The sequence below is a fragment of the Pseudomonas sp. JL27(2026) genome, from assembly GCF_056933555.1.
The window spans coordinates 4,172,544-4,185,918 of the sequence record NZ_CM167794.1 but is presented as its reverse complement, the minus strand read 5'-3'; the positions used below and the strand labels follow the sequence as shown (position 1 = coordinate 4,185,918).

General features: G+C 58.7%; 15 protein-coding genes. 7 read left to right on the top strand and 8 right to left on the bottom strand.

The window, feature by feature from the left end:
* The first annotated feature begins 2 nt into the window (after window positions 1-2).
* The 6 genes from AC1Z1G_RS19055 to AC1Z1G_RS19030 all read left to right on the top strand — a co-directional run bounded on the left by AC1Z1G_RS19055 (window position 3) and on the right by AC1Z1G_RS19030 (window position 2,649).
* Window positions 3-419, top strand: coding sequence for a hypothetical protein (locus AC1Z1G_RS19055; protein WP_483621767.1), 417 nt, complete (start codon window positions 3-5; stop codon window positions 417-419).
* A 66-nt stretch (window positions 420-485) separates the two neighbouring features.
* The gene (locus tag AC1Z1G_RS19050) at window positions 486-626 is read left to right on the top strand and encodes a hypothetical protein (protein WP_483621766.1); all 141 of its coding nucleotides are present in this window, start codon (window positions 486-488) and stop codon (window positions 624-626) included.
* Window positions 627-833: 207 nt separating this feature from the next.
* Complete coding sequence (locus tag AC1Z1G_RS19045) at window positions 834-1,157, top strand: hypothetical protein (RefSeq protein ID WP_483621764.1); 324 nt, start codon at window positions 834-836, stop codon at window positions 1,155-1,157.
* Between the two features lie 160 nt (window positions 1,158-1,317).
* Window positions 1,318-1,728 (top strand): DUF6896 domain-containing protein, encoded by a 411-nt coding sequence (locus AC1Z1G_RS19040; protein ID WP_483621762.1) that lies wholly within the window; start codon window positions 1,318-1,320, stop codon window positions 1,726-1,728.
* A gap of 39 nt (window positions 1,729-1,767) precedes the next feature.
* Window positions 1,768-2,151 (top strand): hypothetical protein, encoded by a 384-nt coding sequence (locus AC1Z1G_RS19035; protein WP_483621761.1) that lies wholly within the window; start codon window positions 1,768-1,770, stop codon window positions 2,149-2,151.
* 66 nt (window positions 2,152-2,217) lie between these two features.
* Window positions 2,218-2,649: a HEAT repeat domain-containing protein gene (locus AC1Z1G_RS19030; protein WP_483621759.1), complete on the top strand. Its 432-nt coding sequence runs from the start codon at window positions 2,218-2,220 to the stop codon at window positions 2,647-2,649.
* A gap of 2 nt (window positions 2,650-2,651) precedes the next feature.
* Here AC1Z1G_RS19030 and AC1Z1G_RS19025 read toward each other — a convergent pair whose 3' ends face one another.
* Both AC1Z1G_RS19025 and AC1Z1G_RS19020 read right to left on the bottom strand, forming a co-directional pair.
* Complete coding sequence (locus AC1Z1G_RS19025; protein WP_483621757.1) at window positions 2,652-4,442, bottom strand: bifunctional diguanylate cyclase/phosphodiesterase; 1,791 nt, start codon at window positions 4,440-4,442, stop codon at window positions 2,652-2,654.
* A gap of 115 nt (window positions 4,443-4,557) precedes the next feature.
* Window positions 4,558-6,645, bottom strand: a complete 2,088-nt coding sequence (locus tag AC1Z1G_RS19020; RefSeq protein ID WP_483621755.1) for a carboxy terminal-processing peptidase — start codon at window positions 6,643-6,645, stop codon at window positions 4,558-4,560.
* 138 nt (window positions 6,646-6,783) lie between these two features.
* Here AC1Z1G_RS19020 and AC1Z1G_RS19015 point away from each other — a divergent pair, with 138 nt between their 5' ends.
* On the top strand, window positions 6,784-7,746 hold the full coding sequence (locus AC1Z1G_RS19015) for a zinc-binding dehydrogenase (RefSeq protein ID WP_483621753.1): 963 nt from the start codon (window positions 6,784-6,786) through the stop codon (window positions 7,744-7,746).
* Between the two features lie 118 nt (window positions 7,747-7,864).
* On the opposite strand, the gene AC1Z1G_RS19010 is transcribed toward AC1Z1G_RS19015, so the two are convergent.
* From AC1Z1G_RS19010 to AC1Z1G_RS18985, 6 genes are all read right to left on the bottom strand, one after another.
* Window positions 7,865-8,518 (bottom strand): HAD family hydrolase, encoded by a 654-nt coding sequence (locus AC1Z1G_RS19010; protein WP_483621751.1) that lies wholly within the window; start codon window positions 8,516-8,518, stop codon window positions 7,865-7,867.
* 43 nt (window positions 8,519-8,561) lie between these two features.
* Entirely contained in the window at window positions 8,562-9,566 is a 1,005-nt protein-coding gene (locus AC1Z1G_RS19005) for an ABC transporter ATP-binding protein (protein WP_483621749.1), read from the bottom strand.
* The gene (locus tag AC1Z1G_RS19000; protein ID WP_483621747.1) at window positions 9,563-10,363 is read right to left on the bottom strand and encodes an ABC transporter permease; all 801 of its coding nucleotides are present in this window, start codon (window positions 10,361-10,363) and stop codon (window positions 9,563-9,565) included. The genes AC1Z1G_RS19005 and AC1Z1G_RS19000 overlap by 4 nt, the downstream gene beginning before the upstream one ends.
* Window positions 10,350-11,195, bottom strand: coding sequence for an ABC transporter permease (locus AC1Z1G_RS18995; RefSeq protein ID WP_483621745.1), 846 nt, complete (start codon window positions 11,193-11,195; stop codon window positions 10,350-10,352). The genes AC1Z1G_RS19000 and AC1Z1G_RS18995 overlap by 14 nt, the downstream gene beginning before the upstream one ends.
* The gene (locus tag AC1Z1G_RS18990; RefSeq protein WP_483621743.1) at window positions 11,192-11,998 is read right to left on the bottom strand and encodes an alkaline phosphatase family protein; all 807 of its coding nucleotides are present in this window, start codon (window positions 11,996-11,998) and stop codon (window positions 11,192-11,194) included. Before AC1Z1G_RS18990 ends, AC1Z1G_RS18995 begins: the two co-directional genes overlap by 4 nt.
* A 185-nt stretch (window positions 11,999-12,183) precedes the next feature.
* Window positions 12,184-13,251, bottom strand: coding sequence for an ABC transporter substrate-binding protein (locus tag AC1Z1G_RS18985; RefSeq protein WP_483621741.1), 1,068 nt, complete (start codon window positions 13,249-13,251; stop codon window positions 12,184-12,186).
* Between the last annotated feature and the right edge of the window lie 124 nt (window positions 13,252-13,375).

The window sequence follows — 13,375 nt, the reverse complement described above, 5'->3', positions numbered from 1 at the left end:
TAATGTTGAAGTGGCCGGGAACTCGTCTTCCATTTGAACCTCGGCTTTCATACTGGTTGGGTGGGATCTCTATATACGATAGAGAGGAAACTCTTGGCGAGGAACTGTGGGTTTATAATCCGAACGAGATAATGCATAGAGAAGCTATTATTAAGGGTTATTTGTTGAGTAGGTATGAGAGCTTACCTTGTAGGCATAAATTTTTATTTTTTAAGATTCTTGAGGATGCGCTGGTATTGCCTGGTTATGATTTTTCAATAGAGTTTAAAAGTGACTATGATGTGAATTCTACTGTTGCATGGGATGAAACAGAGATAGACGATCCCCGTGGATTTTTTGAGGACATATATAGATTGGCAAGTGAGGCGTGGAAAGACGACCTTCACAAAGCCAGCCTTGAAGATCAATCCACTTGGTAACAGAGTGCTGGATGTTGCGAGCGCTGCGCACTCCTACGGGATGATGGTGATCTGTAGGAGCATGGCTTGCCCGCGATGGCGGTGGTGCAGGCAGCGAAATTTCTGGGCAAGGTTGTCGGAGATTTCGTTCGCATTGCGGCGGTGTGCGTGAACTGGTGCGTGATGGGCTTCGTCGATAGTCTTTGGTGGTCACTGCAAATTCAGTGACAGGGTGTGGAAGCCCTTCTATTGTTAGGCGCACAAAACAGCACCAGTTCGGCGTTTTTTGTCTGTGTTTTATGGTGGCTGTGCGCGGGGCACTTTCGAGTGCGCCGGGTGCCTGACGTCCCGGTCTTCCACATCCGCGTACAGCCGCCACCTATCGCGTGGAAGCGATTTCTGACGGTTTCAATCCATACGTTAGGAAGCCAGATCATGAAAACACTCACCCCGGATCCACCGTACGTTCCCCCGACTTCCCATCCTTCCAACCGTTACATGGCCCTCACCAGCAACTGCTCCGACATGCCGACCTTGTTCGTCGATACCCATGCACCGCTCGATGTGTTGCATGATGCGGCCGGTTATCGCATTCGTGCGGTCACGCAGGTGCTGGAAAACCTGGCCATGCGCGGAGAGATCAGCGCTGATTCGGTCATCCTGAATGATTTTGCCTTGCTGTGTGCCATCCCGCTGCGCGATGGTTGTGACCTGCTGGATGTGATCGGGCGGCGATTGCAGGCGCAGGCATCCACATAGCCGGATCGTTCCCACGCTTAACTGTCCACGTGGGAATGCTGTCGACAGATGCTCTGCGTTATCCCTGCGTGAGGGTGAGCAGAGCGTCACTTGGGGCATTCCGACCCGGGAGCGTGGGAACAACGATTGGATGGAGGACGTGTTGAGGGAAATGGACGTAATGAATGAATCGTTGGATCAGTTGATTTCAGACTTCCTGGCAACGGTGGAAGAGGCTGTGTCCCTGTTGGAGAAAGCGTTCGGTGAGCGCTGCATTCTTGGTTTGTGGCGCGGCGGGGCGTTAGAGCGCTGTGGAACCGTGGTGGATGACATCACGTATGAACTTCATGGGGTGGGCTGTGCGGTTTGTCTGCCGGATGTATGCATTGATTTTGATTACGGCCCGGATGGCCGAACAGACGGTTTTGATGCGTGGAGGTTGTACCTCTATGCCTGTGAACGTCCACTCGACTACCCGAAATACGTTGATCAGAACGTGCTGGACGTTGAACTTGCCCAGTACCTGGCCTCCGGGAAGGTGGAAAGGTTGTCGGATCCCTATTGCAGTTTGTATTTTTTGAAGGCTCGGTAATTGCCTTGGAAGTGGGTTAAACAGGGATGAGTCAGCGATATGTTCATTGAAGTAACCGATGTGTTTGTTTCAGGCACAGCCATCAACGTGAACTTTTCCTCGCCATTCGGTAGCGCCGCAGCCTTTTGGGACGGGAGCACTCCTGAGCCGGGCCGGAACTATGAGATTGAACTCACCTTGGACGAACAATTTTCCTGGGGTCACAACATCGAGCCCGCCCACAACAACGTTCCCTCCATCGATAGGGTTGAGGGGACGGTGCGCATCAGTGCTCGCCTGGTTTGCGTCGAAGCGGACGGTATTGCCGTCCTGGACCTGGGCGGTTCGGTGGTGTCTGCCGAGGTGGCAGGTGAGGTGGCAGTGATGCCGGCGTTTGTTTCGTTGAGATCGCAGGCGTTATCCGTTTGCCCGACGGGCGTTTGAAGTCGAGGGCAAATGCCGTGCTGGCCAGAGACGTTCATTTTTATATGCACCGATAAAGACCCCACCATGCAGCCCTACGAACCTGATGAACGCTACGAAGAACTCAACACCTGGATTGGCGATTCGCAGGAAACCCACTGGACCGCCTATACCACCGAGTTGGTGGCAATCACCGTGCTTTGCGACTTTACGCCGGCTCAATGGTCGCGCTTGGAGGCAACGGTCCTGTCAAAACCCGAGTACTGGCAGCAGCGCTGCGCCGTTTCTTTGGGGGAAGACCGGTCAGCGGCGGCCCTCGATATTCTCAAGTTGATGTTGATGAAGTCCGCGTACACCGATGTCCGGATCATGTGCATTTACGAACTGGACTGGGCCGAGATTCCGATAGAGCGCCTGTATGTTTCCAGCATCAAGGACGTTATCAATAGTCTCCCTGTTGGCCACGTAGAACCCGAGTTGAAAAGCCTGCTCGCGAAGGCAGAGTCGGCGGCGCAATAGTCTCAGCGGTGCCCGTTCAGCAGGGCTTCGGGTGCCACCGGCAATGCCCGGCTATCAATCACATGAACGCTGTACCCCGGCACATTCTTGGCGTGGTGTTTGGCTTGTGATGCGAGTTCCGCCAGTTGGCTGGCGTCGAGTTGGCCGCAGGCCTCCAGGTGCAGGTGAACGACGCCAATCGACAGCGACAACAGCGGGAATTCCTGACGCACACCCTGACGGTTGGGCGCGATAAAGCAGCCGGCCTCCAGGTGTTCGCTGCGGTAGAAGCGTCGGCACTGGCTGTGGAAGTCGTCGAGCAACTGGTTGAGGCGTTTGCGCCAGTCTTCCGGGCCGAGCACCAGCAGAAAGTCATCACCGCCGATATGCCCGACAAAGTCGCGGCTGGGGTCGACGCGATCATTCAGGCATTGCGCCAGGCACAGCAGGACTTCGTCCCCACGGCCGTAGCCGTAGATGTCGTTGAAGGGTTTGAAACTGTCGATGTCGACGTAGCAGATCACCGACTCACGGCCCTGTTGCAACAGACGCGTGAGGCATTGCTGGATTGGCACGTTGCCGGGCAGCAAGGTCAGCGGGTTGGCGTAGCGGGCCTGCTGGATTTTCAGTTCGGTAATCAGCTTGAGTACATCAATCACCCGGCCCAGCCCCAGGTAGCCACCGTTGAGGGTGATGATGAAATCTTCCTCGATGCGTTGACGCGCGCGGCTGGTGATGAGGCGGCTGACCTGTTGCAGCGACTGGCTGAGTTCGACGGCGAGGAAGTCGTCGTTCATCAAGCGGCTGATCGGCTTGCGGGCAAACAGGTCGGTCGCGAACGGCTTGAGCAACGCATCCGACAATGAATGCCGGTGGACGATGCCGCACGGCTGACCTTGCTCATCCAGCACCGCCAGCGAGTTCAGATTGGCCTGGCGACGGAACGCTTCCAGCACCGTGGCTGTGGGCGTATCACGGTCCACGGCCGGCTGCTCGTTGAGCAGGGCGCTGAGGTCGCTGCCTTCATCACTCAGTGCCACGGCGCTGCTGTCGTGCTTGGGCATCATGGCGCGGGCATCGTGAGGCGGGTGTTCCTGGGGGCGGCAGAGCAGGTAACCCTGGATCAGATCGACGCCCATTTCGGTGAGCACCGCCAACTCCTCGGGCAGTTCAATGCCTTCGGCGATCACCTGGGCCCGCGAGGCTTTGGCTATTTGCAGGATCGAGCCAACGAACTCTCGCTTGAGGGCGTCCTGGTGGATGCCGTCGATAAAGTGCCGGTCGATCTTCACATAGTCGGGCCGTAACTCGGACCACAGGCGCAAGCTGGAATACCCGGCGCCCAAGTCATCCAGGGCGATGGAAAAACCCATGGCGCGATAGTGATGCAGGGCGTTTTGCAGCAGCTGAAAGTCGTCGGTCGGCGTCTGTTCGGTGAGTTCGATTACCACCTGGCTCGGCGGGATGCCAAAGTCCTGGAGCATTTGCAGGGTCCGGCCCGGTTGGTGGCTGGCTTCAAGCAGGGATTCGGGGGAGACGTTGAGAAACAGTTTGCCCGGTAGTTGTTGCTCGCTGAAACGCCGACAAGCGCTGTGGCGGCAGGCCATTTCCAGTTCACTGAGGCGGCCCGCCTGACGGGCGACAGCGAACAGTGCGATGGGCGAGTGCAGCGGGCTATTGGAAGGGCCGCGGCTGAGGGCTTCGTAGCCCAGGATACGGCGTTCGGACAGTGAGACGATCGGCTGGAACAGGCTGTGCAAACCGCTTTGAGCCAGAATTGAACTCAAGGCACTCAGCTGTTCGGTCATGGTCATGGCGATCTCTGTCGATAAAAAAAGGACCGGACACCTGAGGTGTCCGGTCCTGTATTTCACGACAGAATGATGACTGTTTGATGACGCTCCGGGGAGCGTCAGCATTAAATTGCCATCACTTCTTGTTGCTGGCGACCGTGCTGTTCATTTTCAAGTAGTCCAGCAGAATGCGCCCGGTCTCGCTCAGGTAGGCATCGTCTTCTGGCTTGGTTTTGTCCGGCTCGGCGGCGACAGCGTCTTCGTCCTCTTTCTTCAGTTCCTTGAGCGGTTCTTCGCCTTTGGCCTTGCGGCGCATGTTTTCCATCGCCAGTTGCTTGGCTTCGATGTCGGCGTGTTGCGCACGGCGCTCGGCTTCGTTGAGGCTGACGGTTTTTTCCGCCATCAGCTTCTGGGCCAGTGCCAGTTTGTCGCGGATGAACACAAACTCTGCATCCTTGGCGCTACGCGCGTCATGTTCGGCTTTGAGCTGTGCAATGTACGGCTTGAACGGGTCGATGGCCGGCTTGATCGCAGGACGGATGGTGTCCCACGGCATGGCTTCAGGCAGGGCGCTTTCGCCGATTTCCTTGGTGTCGATGATCGACGGGTAGTCGATGTCCGGCAGCACGCCCTGATGCTGGGTGCTCTGCCCGGAAACCCGGTAGAACTTGGCCAGGGTCAGTTTCAGCTCGCCATGGTTCAACGGCTGGATGGTCTGCACGGTGCCTTTGCCGAAGGTCTGGCCACCGATGATCAAGGCGCGGTGGTAGTCCTGCATGGCGCCGGCAAAGATCTCCGAGGCCGAGGCAGACAAGCGGTTGACCAGTAGCACCATCGGGCCCTTGTAGAACGCGCCCGGGCTTTCGTCTTCGAGCACATCGACCCGGCCGTCGGCGTTACGCACCAGCACGGTCGGACCTTTGTCGATGAACAGGCTGGTCAGTTCGGTGGCTTCCTGCAAGGAGCCGCCGCCGTTGTTGCGCAGGTCGATAACCACGCCGTCGACTTTGTCTTTTTGCAGTTCGGTCAGCAGTTTCTTGACGTCGCGGGTGGTGCTCTTGTAATCCGGATCACCGGCACGGAACGCCTTGAAGTCGAGGTAGAAGGCCGGGATTTCGATCACCCCGAGCTTGTAGTCCTTGCCGTCCTGTTTCAGGTTGAGGATCGACTTCTTCACCGCTTGATCTTCAAGCTTCACGGCTTCGCGGGTGATGGAGACGATTTTGCTGGTCTGGTCGTTCGGTGCATTGCTGGCCGGGATGACTTCCAGGCGCACCACGGTGCCTTTCGGCCCACGGATCAGCTTGACCACTTCGTCCAGGCGCCAGCCGACCACGTCGACCATTTCCTTGTCGGCCTGGGCCACGCCGATGATCTTGTCGGCCGGAGCCACTTGCTTGGTCTTGTCCGCCGGGCCTGCCGGCACCAGGCGCACGACCTTCACCTGATCGTTGTCGCTCTGCAACACGGCGCCGATGCCTTCCAGCGACAGGCTCATGTTGATGTCGAAGTTTTCCGCGTTATCTGGCGACAGATAATTGGTGTGCGGGTCGTAGGACATGGCGAAGGTGTTGATGTACGCCTGGAAGATGTCTTCGGCGCGGGTCTGATCCAGGCGCGTGAGCTGATTTTTGTAGCGCTTGGTCAGCGTTTCCTGAATCTGTTTGGGCTCTTTGCCGGCGATCTTCATGCGCAGGACTTCGTCCTTGACGCGTTTGCGCCACAGGTCGTCCAGCTCTGCGTTGGTTTTGAGCCACGGAGCGTCCTTGCGATCGATCAGCAAGGTTTCCTTGGTGTTGAAGTCGATTTTGTCGACGCCCTTGTTCAGTTCGACCAGGGCGAATTCCAGACGCGCCTTGACGCGGTCCAGGTAGCGTTTGTAGATGATGAAGCCTGCGTTCAGGTCGCCGCTCTTGAGGAAGTCGTCAAATTGGGTTTTCCATTTGTCGAATTCGGCAATGTCGCTGGCCATGAAGTAGCTGCGCGAAGGGTCCAGCAGTTTCAGGTAGCTGTCGTAGATGATCACCGAGCGGGCATCATCCAGCGGTGGTTTGCTGTAGTGGTGGCGCTTGAGCAATTCGACGACATTAAGGCTGGCAATCACCTCGTCACGATCGGGCTGAAGCTTGTCCCAGCTATTGGCTGCGAACGAATGACTCGGCAGCGACAAGGTGCCGAGGCCAATAAATAGAGCGAGTGCGGTGCTGGGGAACAAATGCTTCATGCTGATTCGACGCGGGGGCAATTGATAACGCATATTAGGCCGTCTTTGAAGTTGCCGGTTCCACGAGGGCCGGTCGCATAATGCAAAAAGCCCGGCGCTACAGCAACGGGCTCAGTCCAGACTCACTATGGAGGCACTGTGAAGGCATTGCAAGGCGTTGAAGGTCATGTGGAGTGGGTTGAAGAGCCAAGTCCTGCGTGCGATGCAGGGCAAGTTCGCATTCGAGTGGCGGCGGCAGGCCTCAATCGTGCCGATTTGTTACAGCGGGCAGGGCTTTACCCTGCGCCTCCCGGCGCCAGTCAGGTGCTGGGGCTTGAATGTTCCGGGGTGATCAGCGAGGTCGGGCCGGGCTCGTCGTGGCAGGTCGGTGATCGTGTTTGCGCGTTGTTGGCGGGCGGCGGCATGGCCGAAGAAGTGGTGGTCGACGGGCGGCACGTCTTGCCAGTGCCGGAAGGTTTGTCGTTGGTCGAAGCGGCGGCCTTGCCTGAGGTTTACAGCACGGCGTGGCTGAACCTGTTTCAACTGGCGGCGCTCAAACCCGGTGAAAAAGTGTTATTGCACGCTGGCGCCAGCGGCGTGGGCTCGGCAGCGATCCAGTTGTGCAAGGCGTTCGGTAACCCGTGCTGGGTCAGCGTCGGTTCGGCGGATCGGCTGGCCTACTGCCAAGCGCTTGGTGCCCAGGGCGGCGTGGTGCGCACCGATGGCCTGGACAGCCTGACTGATCTGGGGCCTTTCGATGTGATTCTGGACCCGGTTGGCGGCAATTACTCGGCCCTGAACCTCAAGCTGCTGGCGCGCGATGGGCGTTGGGTATTGATCGGTTTGATGGGCGGTCGCGAAGCACACCTGGACCTGGCGCAGGTGCTGGCCAAGCGCATTCAGTTGCTGGGTTCGACATTGCGCAGCCGTGACGATCAGTTCAAGGCCGACTTGTTCAGCGACCTCAATCAGCACGTCTGGCCGCTGTTTGTCGAAGGACGCCTGAGCCCGCAACTGGCCCGGACCTTCCCGATCAAGGATGCCGAGGCGGCGTTTGCCGAGCTGGCGACCAATCAGGTGTCGGGCAAGTTGGTGTTGGTGATCGACGAAAGCCTGGTCTGACCTTGTGGGAGTGGGCTTGCTCCGGGCGGCGTTCCGATGAAAGCGGTTAATCATTCAACATTCATGTCGACTGATACATCGCCTTCGCGAGCAAGCCCGCTCCCACACGGGGTCTCGGTTACTTCCAGTGATGAATTGGCCAACCTGCTTTTTCAGCATGTTCGAGCAGGACCGGATCGGGATTCACCACGTGCGGGAAATCGACCTTGAGCAGCAACGGCAAATCGTTGCGTGAGTCCGAATAGAAACTCGCGCCTTCCAGGTTCTCCTCTTCGGCGTCCAGCCACTCCAGCAGCCGGGTGATCTTGCCTTCGCGGTAGGTCAGGGTGCCGACGGTATTGCCGCTGTACACCCCATGAGCCACTTCCAGCTCGATGCCGAGAATCTCGTCGATGCCCAGGCGTTCGGCAATCGGTCCGACCAGGTGGGTGCCTGAGGCGGAAATCACCAGAATCCGGTCACCGGCCTTGCGGTGGGCCGCGATGGTTTTGGTGGCATCGCTGAAGATGATCGGCTCGATGAAGTCCTCGACCCAGGGGCCGACCAAGTGCTCGACTTCTTCCGGTGTGCGACCGATCAAGGGTTCCAGGCTGAAGGCCATAAAGTCTTCCATGGCCAGTTTGCCGTGGCTGTAGGCGTCCATCAGTTCATTGTTGCGACGCATGAAGGACTCGGGGTCGACCCAGCCCAAACGGCCCATCTGTTCACTCCAGAGGGTGGCGCAGTCGCCGTGGATCAGGGTTTCGTCCAGATCAAAAATTGCCAGGGCCATTAATTCAGCTCTCTCTTTAACATCGGTGTGCACAGCAAAAGCATCAGGCTACCTCACACAGGGCCGTCGGATCGATGGAAAGTGCCAGGCGTTGACCGTCGGCATGCAAGTCGGCCGCCGAGCGGTTCAGTACGTCTACCACCAGTTCCACGCCACGGGCCTCGACCCTGTAACGGATGACGTTGCCCAGCAGGCTGTGGCTGCGGATGAGTGCATCGGGTTCACCCAGGACGCTCAGTTCGATGGCTTCGGGGCGAATCGCGATGCGGCTGTTGATGGGCCGTTGCAGCAGTTTGCTGGCGCTGGCGGCATCAAGCAGGTTGTAGTTGCCGATGAAACCGGCGGCAAACACATCCACGGGCGCAGTGTAGAGCGTCTCGGCATCGCCACTCTGTACGATCTTTCCCTGGTTCATCAGGAAAATCCGGTCAGACATGGTCAGGGCTTCTTCCTGATCGTGAGTGACGAAAATCGTGGTCAGCCCCAGTTCGCGCTGAATCTGTCGGATCTGTTCGCGCAGGTGTTTGCGGATCCGCGCATCAAGTGCCGACAACGGCTCATCAAGCAGCAACAGGCGCGGTCGGGTGACCAACGAACGGGCGAGGGCAACGCGCTGGCATTGGCCACCCGACAGTTGATGGGGGTAGCGGGTGGCGAAATCGTTCAGCTCCACCAGTTGCAACACGTCGAGCACGCGTTTGCGGCTGTCGTCGGCGTTGACCTTCTGCATGCGCAGGCCGAAGGCGACGTTCTGTTCCACGGTCATGTTGGGGAACAGCGCGTAGCTCTGGAACACCATGCCGATCCCGCGTTTTTGCGGGCTCAGCGGCACGAGGTCCTGGCCTTCCAGCAGGATCTTGCCGCCGTCTACCGCTGTCAGCCCGGCGATGCAGCGCAGCAGGGTCGACTTGCCGCAACCCGAGGGGCCGAGCAGGGTGACGAACTCGCCTTTCTGGATTTCGCAGTTGATGTCGCTGAACACCGGGGTGCCTGCCTGCCCTACTTGGGCGTAGCTTTTTTGCAGGTGTTGGACGCTGACGTAGCTCATTGGCTTTTGTCCTTGTTCAAGATATTGGCCGCCCAGGTCAGAACCAGCACAAAGAAGAAATAGGAAATCACCAGCGCGCTGGTGAAGTGACCGCTGCTGTTACGCATGTTGTTGAGGTAAACCTGCAAGGTTTCATAGCGCGTGCCGACGAGGATGTTGGCGAACACGAACTCACCGAACAGGAAGGAGAACGACAGCAGCAACGCCACCATCAAACCCTTGCGCAAGTTCGGCAGCACCACCAGGAACGCTGCCTGCCAGGTGCTGGCACCGAGCAGTTGGGCGGCGTCCATCAGGTCGCGCAGGTTGATCGCTTGCAGGTTATTGGTGATCGCCCGGTACATGAATGGCAACGCCACGGTGAAGTAGCAGCCGACCAGGATCCACGGTGTACCGACCATTGCGAACGGCCCCGAACCGTAGAGCTGCAACAGCCCCACCGATGACACCACCGGCGGCACGGCGAAGGGTAGCAGGATGAGGATGTTCATCAGCGCGTCGAGTTTCGGAAAGTGGTAATGCACCACGAACAGCAACGGCAGAATCAGCACCACCGAGAGGATCAGCGCACCCACGCACACCAGCAACGATTGGCCGAAGGCACTGAGAAAGCGCGGGTCACTCCACAACTGGATGTACCACTTGAAGGTAAAGCCGCTGGGCAGGATGGTGGCCGACCAACTGCTGGCGATCGAGTAAATCAGCGTACCGGCCAGCGGCAGCAACAGGATGGCAAACAGCAGGTAAACCACGACGCGGTGGTAAACCGCGACGGAGCCGGGTTCAGCGCGAGACATGGTAGCTCCTCTTCAACAGCAACTGATGGACGACGGTTACCAGGGTCATCAATGCCACCAGCACCACGGCCAGGGCACTGGCCATGTTCGGGTCCAGGGATATATCGCCCGAAACCATCGCTGCGATACGGATCGGCAGCACGTTGAAATTGCCGGTGGTCAGGGCGTACACCGTGGCGTAGGCGCCGAGGGCGTTGGCCAGCAGGATCACGAACGTGCCGAGCAGTGCCGGGGTCAGCACCGGTAAACCGATGTGGCGCCAGAACTGCCAGCCGTTGGCGCCGAGCAGTTCGGCCGACTCGCGCCAGTCTTCACGCAGGGCGTCAAATGCCGGGTACAGCAGCAACACGCCGAGGGGAATCTGGAAGTAGGTGTAGAGGATGATCAGCCCGGTTTTCGAATACAGGTTGAAGTCCTGAATGATCCCGGCCTGTTTGAGGATGATGGTGATGCTGCCGTTGAAGCCCAGCAGGATGATGAACGCGAAGGCCAGGGGCACGCCGGCGAAGTTGCTGGTCATGTTGGCGAACGCATTGACGAAGTTGCGCAGCTTTGAATCGACCCGGCGCAGCGAATAGCTGCCGAGGATCGCGATGACGATCCCGAACACGCTGGACCAGAAGCTGATCTCAAGGCTGTACTGGATCGCTTGCAGGTAGAACTTCGAGTTGAAGATCTTGTTGAAATTGGCCAGGCCCCAACCGAACTCCTCCGATTGCAGGCTGTTGATCAGCACCCAGCCGAGCGGGGCGATTTGAAACACGATGAAGAAGAGCGCGAAGGGCACCAGGCACAACGCCGCGAGCCATTTACCACGGGTGATGGCATTCACTTGAGCAGCTCCCGGCACACGGGTTTGTCGTGGGCAACGCCCAGCAACTCGCAGACCGTGCCGCACAGTTCGGTTTGTCTGGGGGTTGCATCGGGGTTGAAGCTGAAGGCATCGCCGATGACGAACAGCGGCACTTCGCGCTCTTCGGCGAGCAGGCCGTTGTGGGAGCGGTCGTTGTTCATGCCGTGGTCGGCGGTTACCAGCACCTGATACCCGGCGTCGAGCCAGCCTTGCAGGTAGTCGGCCAGGATGATGTCGGCCGAGCGGGCGCTGTTGCGGTACTGCGCGGTGTCGAGGCCGTGCTTGTGCCCGGCGTCGTCGATGTTCATGGGGTGCACCAGCAGAAAGTCCGGCGCATGGCACAGCCGCAGGTGTTCGGCGTCGGCGAACAGGTGCGAGTCGGGGTAGTGATCGGACCAGTAGAAATGCGCGTGCTGGATCGCCAGTTCGCGGTTGTCGGTATGGCGGTCGCGCGCCGCCATGAACGGCGAACGGTTGTACAGCTCACTGACCCAGTGATAGGCCGCTGCTGCGGTGGTCAACCCGGCATCGCGGGCGTAATGGAACACGCTGCGCTGGTTGGACAGGCGCGACACATTGTTGTGGACGATGCCGCTGGCAATCGGCGGGACGCCGGTCAGGATGCATTCATAGAGCGGGCGCGACAGGGACGGTAACTCACACTCCAGTTTGTAGAGTGCGGCACGGCCGGCCTGTGCGTAGGCCTGCAAGTGCCCCATGGCATGGCGGGCGACCTCGTAGTTGAGACCGTCGAGCACCACAAGGATGACGTTGTGCTTCATGGGGGAGGGGACTCCGCAAAACAGGAATTCAGGACACTCAAAACTCAACTCGATCCTTTGTGGAAGCGGGCTTGCTCGCGAAAGCGGATGGTCAGCCACATTGATGTTGAATGTGCCTGCGTCTTCGCGAGCAAGCCCGCTCCCACAGGGATCTCGATCAGATCTCCAGTCGGGGACCTATAGCGTTATTGCATGTTGATGATGACTTCTTCCTGCCATTTCTGTGGCAGCGACTTGGAGGTCTTCTCCCACGCATCCGCGTCCTTGATCGGGGTAACCTTTTTGTACTGCTCGTTCGGCAGCAGGTTGGCCTGTACGTCTGCCGGCAGGGTCAGGTGTTCGGCACGGATCGGGCGAGCATTACCGCGTGCCAGGTTGGTTTGGCCGGCATCGCTGAAGATGTATTCGCGGGCCAGTTTGGCGGCGTTCGGGTGCTTGGCGTATTTGTTGATGATGGTGGTGTAGCCGGAAATCACCGAGCCGTCAGACGGGATCAGCACGATGTAATCGTCCTTGTTGACCATCTTGTTGCGGTAGCTCAGGCCGTTGAAGTCCCAGACCACGCCGACTTCGACTTCACCCTTTTCCATGGTGGCAATCGTCGGGTTGGCCAGCGACAGGCGACCTTGCTTGGCGATCTCGGCGAACATCAGCAGCGCCGGTTGAATGTTCTTTTCATCGCCACCGTTGGCCAGGGCCGCCGCCAGTACGCCGTTGGCGGCCTGGGCTGCGGTGCTCACGTCACCGATGGACACCTTGTACTTGCCGGTTTTCAGGTCAGCCCAGGTTTTGGGGGCTTCGGAACCGTGCAGCAGCTTTTTGTTGACGATGAACGCGATGGTGCCGGTGTAGGCCAGCGCCCAGTTACCGTCCTTGTCCTTGGCCCAGTCCGGGACTTGGTCCCAGGTGCTTGGCTTGTACGGTTGAACCACGCCTTGCTTGACCGCAATCGGGCCGAACGCTGCGCCCACGTCGCCGATGTCGGCGCTGGCGTTGTCTTTTTCGGCGGCGAACTTGGCCACTTCCTGAGCCGAACTCATGTCGGTGTCGATGTGCTTGAGGCCGTAGTTCTTGGCCAGGTCTTCCCAGGTGCCTCGCCAGTTGGCCCAGTCATCGGGCATGCCGACGCTATTGACTGCGCCTTCCGCCTTCGCAGCGGCTTCGAGGGTTTTTAAGTCGGTGTCAGCCGCCATGGCTGCGGTGCACATGGCAATGGTCGAGCCTAACAGTGATGCCAGGAAAAGCTGTTTCATCCGAAGCTCCTTTGGGCGTATTGAACGCTGCGTGTTGCGATTGTTGGTCTAGGTCAGCAATACCTGAGCCAATGTAGGTGGGCTGGATGACACTTTGATGTCGGTGTCAGCGGCGCACGCTTTT

Excerpts from the sequence above, each read along its gene's own strand:
- AC1Z1G_RS19055 (WP_483621767.1), top strand. The coding sequence starts at position 3 with ATGTTGAAGTGGCCGGGAACTCGTCTTCCATTTGAACCTCGGCTTTCA.
- AC1Z1G_RS19045 (WP_483621764.1), top strand. The coding sequence starts at position 834 with ATGAAAACACTCACCCCGGATCCACCGTACGTTCCCCCGACTTCCCAT.
- AC1Z1G_RS19040 (WP_483621762.1), top strand. The coding sequence starts at position 1,318 with ATGAATGAATCGTTGGATCAGTTGATTTCAGACTTCCTGGCAACGGTG.
- AC1Z1G_RS19035 (WP_483621761.1), top strand. The coding sequence starts at position 1,768 with ATGTTCATTGAAGTAACCGATGTGTTTGTTTCAGGCACAGCCATCAAC.
- AC1Z1G_RS19030 (WP_483621759.1), top strand. The coding sequence starts at position 2,218 with ATGCAGCCCTACGAACCTGATGAACGCTACGAAGAACTCAACACCTGG.
- AC1Z1G_RS19025 (WP_483621757.1), bottom strand. The coding sequence starts at position 4,442 with ATGACCATGACCGAACAGCTGAGTGCCTTGAGTTCAATTCTGGCTCAA.
- AC1Z1G_RS19020 (WP_483621755.1), bottom strand. The coding sequence starts at position 6,645 with ATGAAGCATTTGTTCCCCAGCACCGCACTCGCTCTATTTATTGGCCTC.
- AC1Z1G_RS19010 (WP_483621751.1), bottom strand. The coding sequence starts at position 8,518 with ATGGCCCTGGCAATTTTTGATCTGGACGAAACCCTGATCCACGGCGAC.
- AC1Z1G_RS19005 (WP_483621749.1), bottom strand. The coding sequence starts at position 9,566 with ATGAGCTACGTCAGCGTCCAACACCTGCAAAAAAGCTACGCCCAAGTA.
- AC1Z1G_RS19000 (WP_483621747.1), bottom strand. The coding sequence starts at position 10,363 with ATGTCTCGCGCTGAACCCGGCTCCGTCGCGGTTTACCACCGCGTCGTG.
- AC1Z1G_RS18990 (WP_483621743.1), bottom strand. The coding sequence starts at position 11,998 with ATGAAGCACAACGTCATCCTTGTGGTGCTCGACGGTCTCAACTACGAG.
- AC1Z1G_RS18985 (WP_483621741.1), bottom strand. The coding sequence starts at position 13,251 with ATGAAACAGCTTTTCCTGGCATCACTGTTAGGCTCGACCATTGCCATG.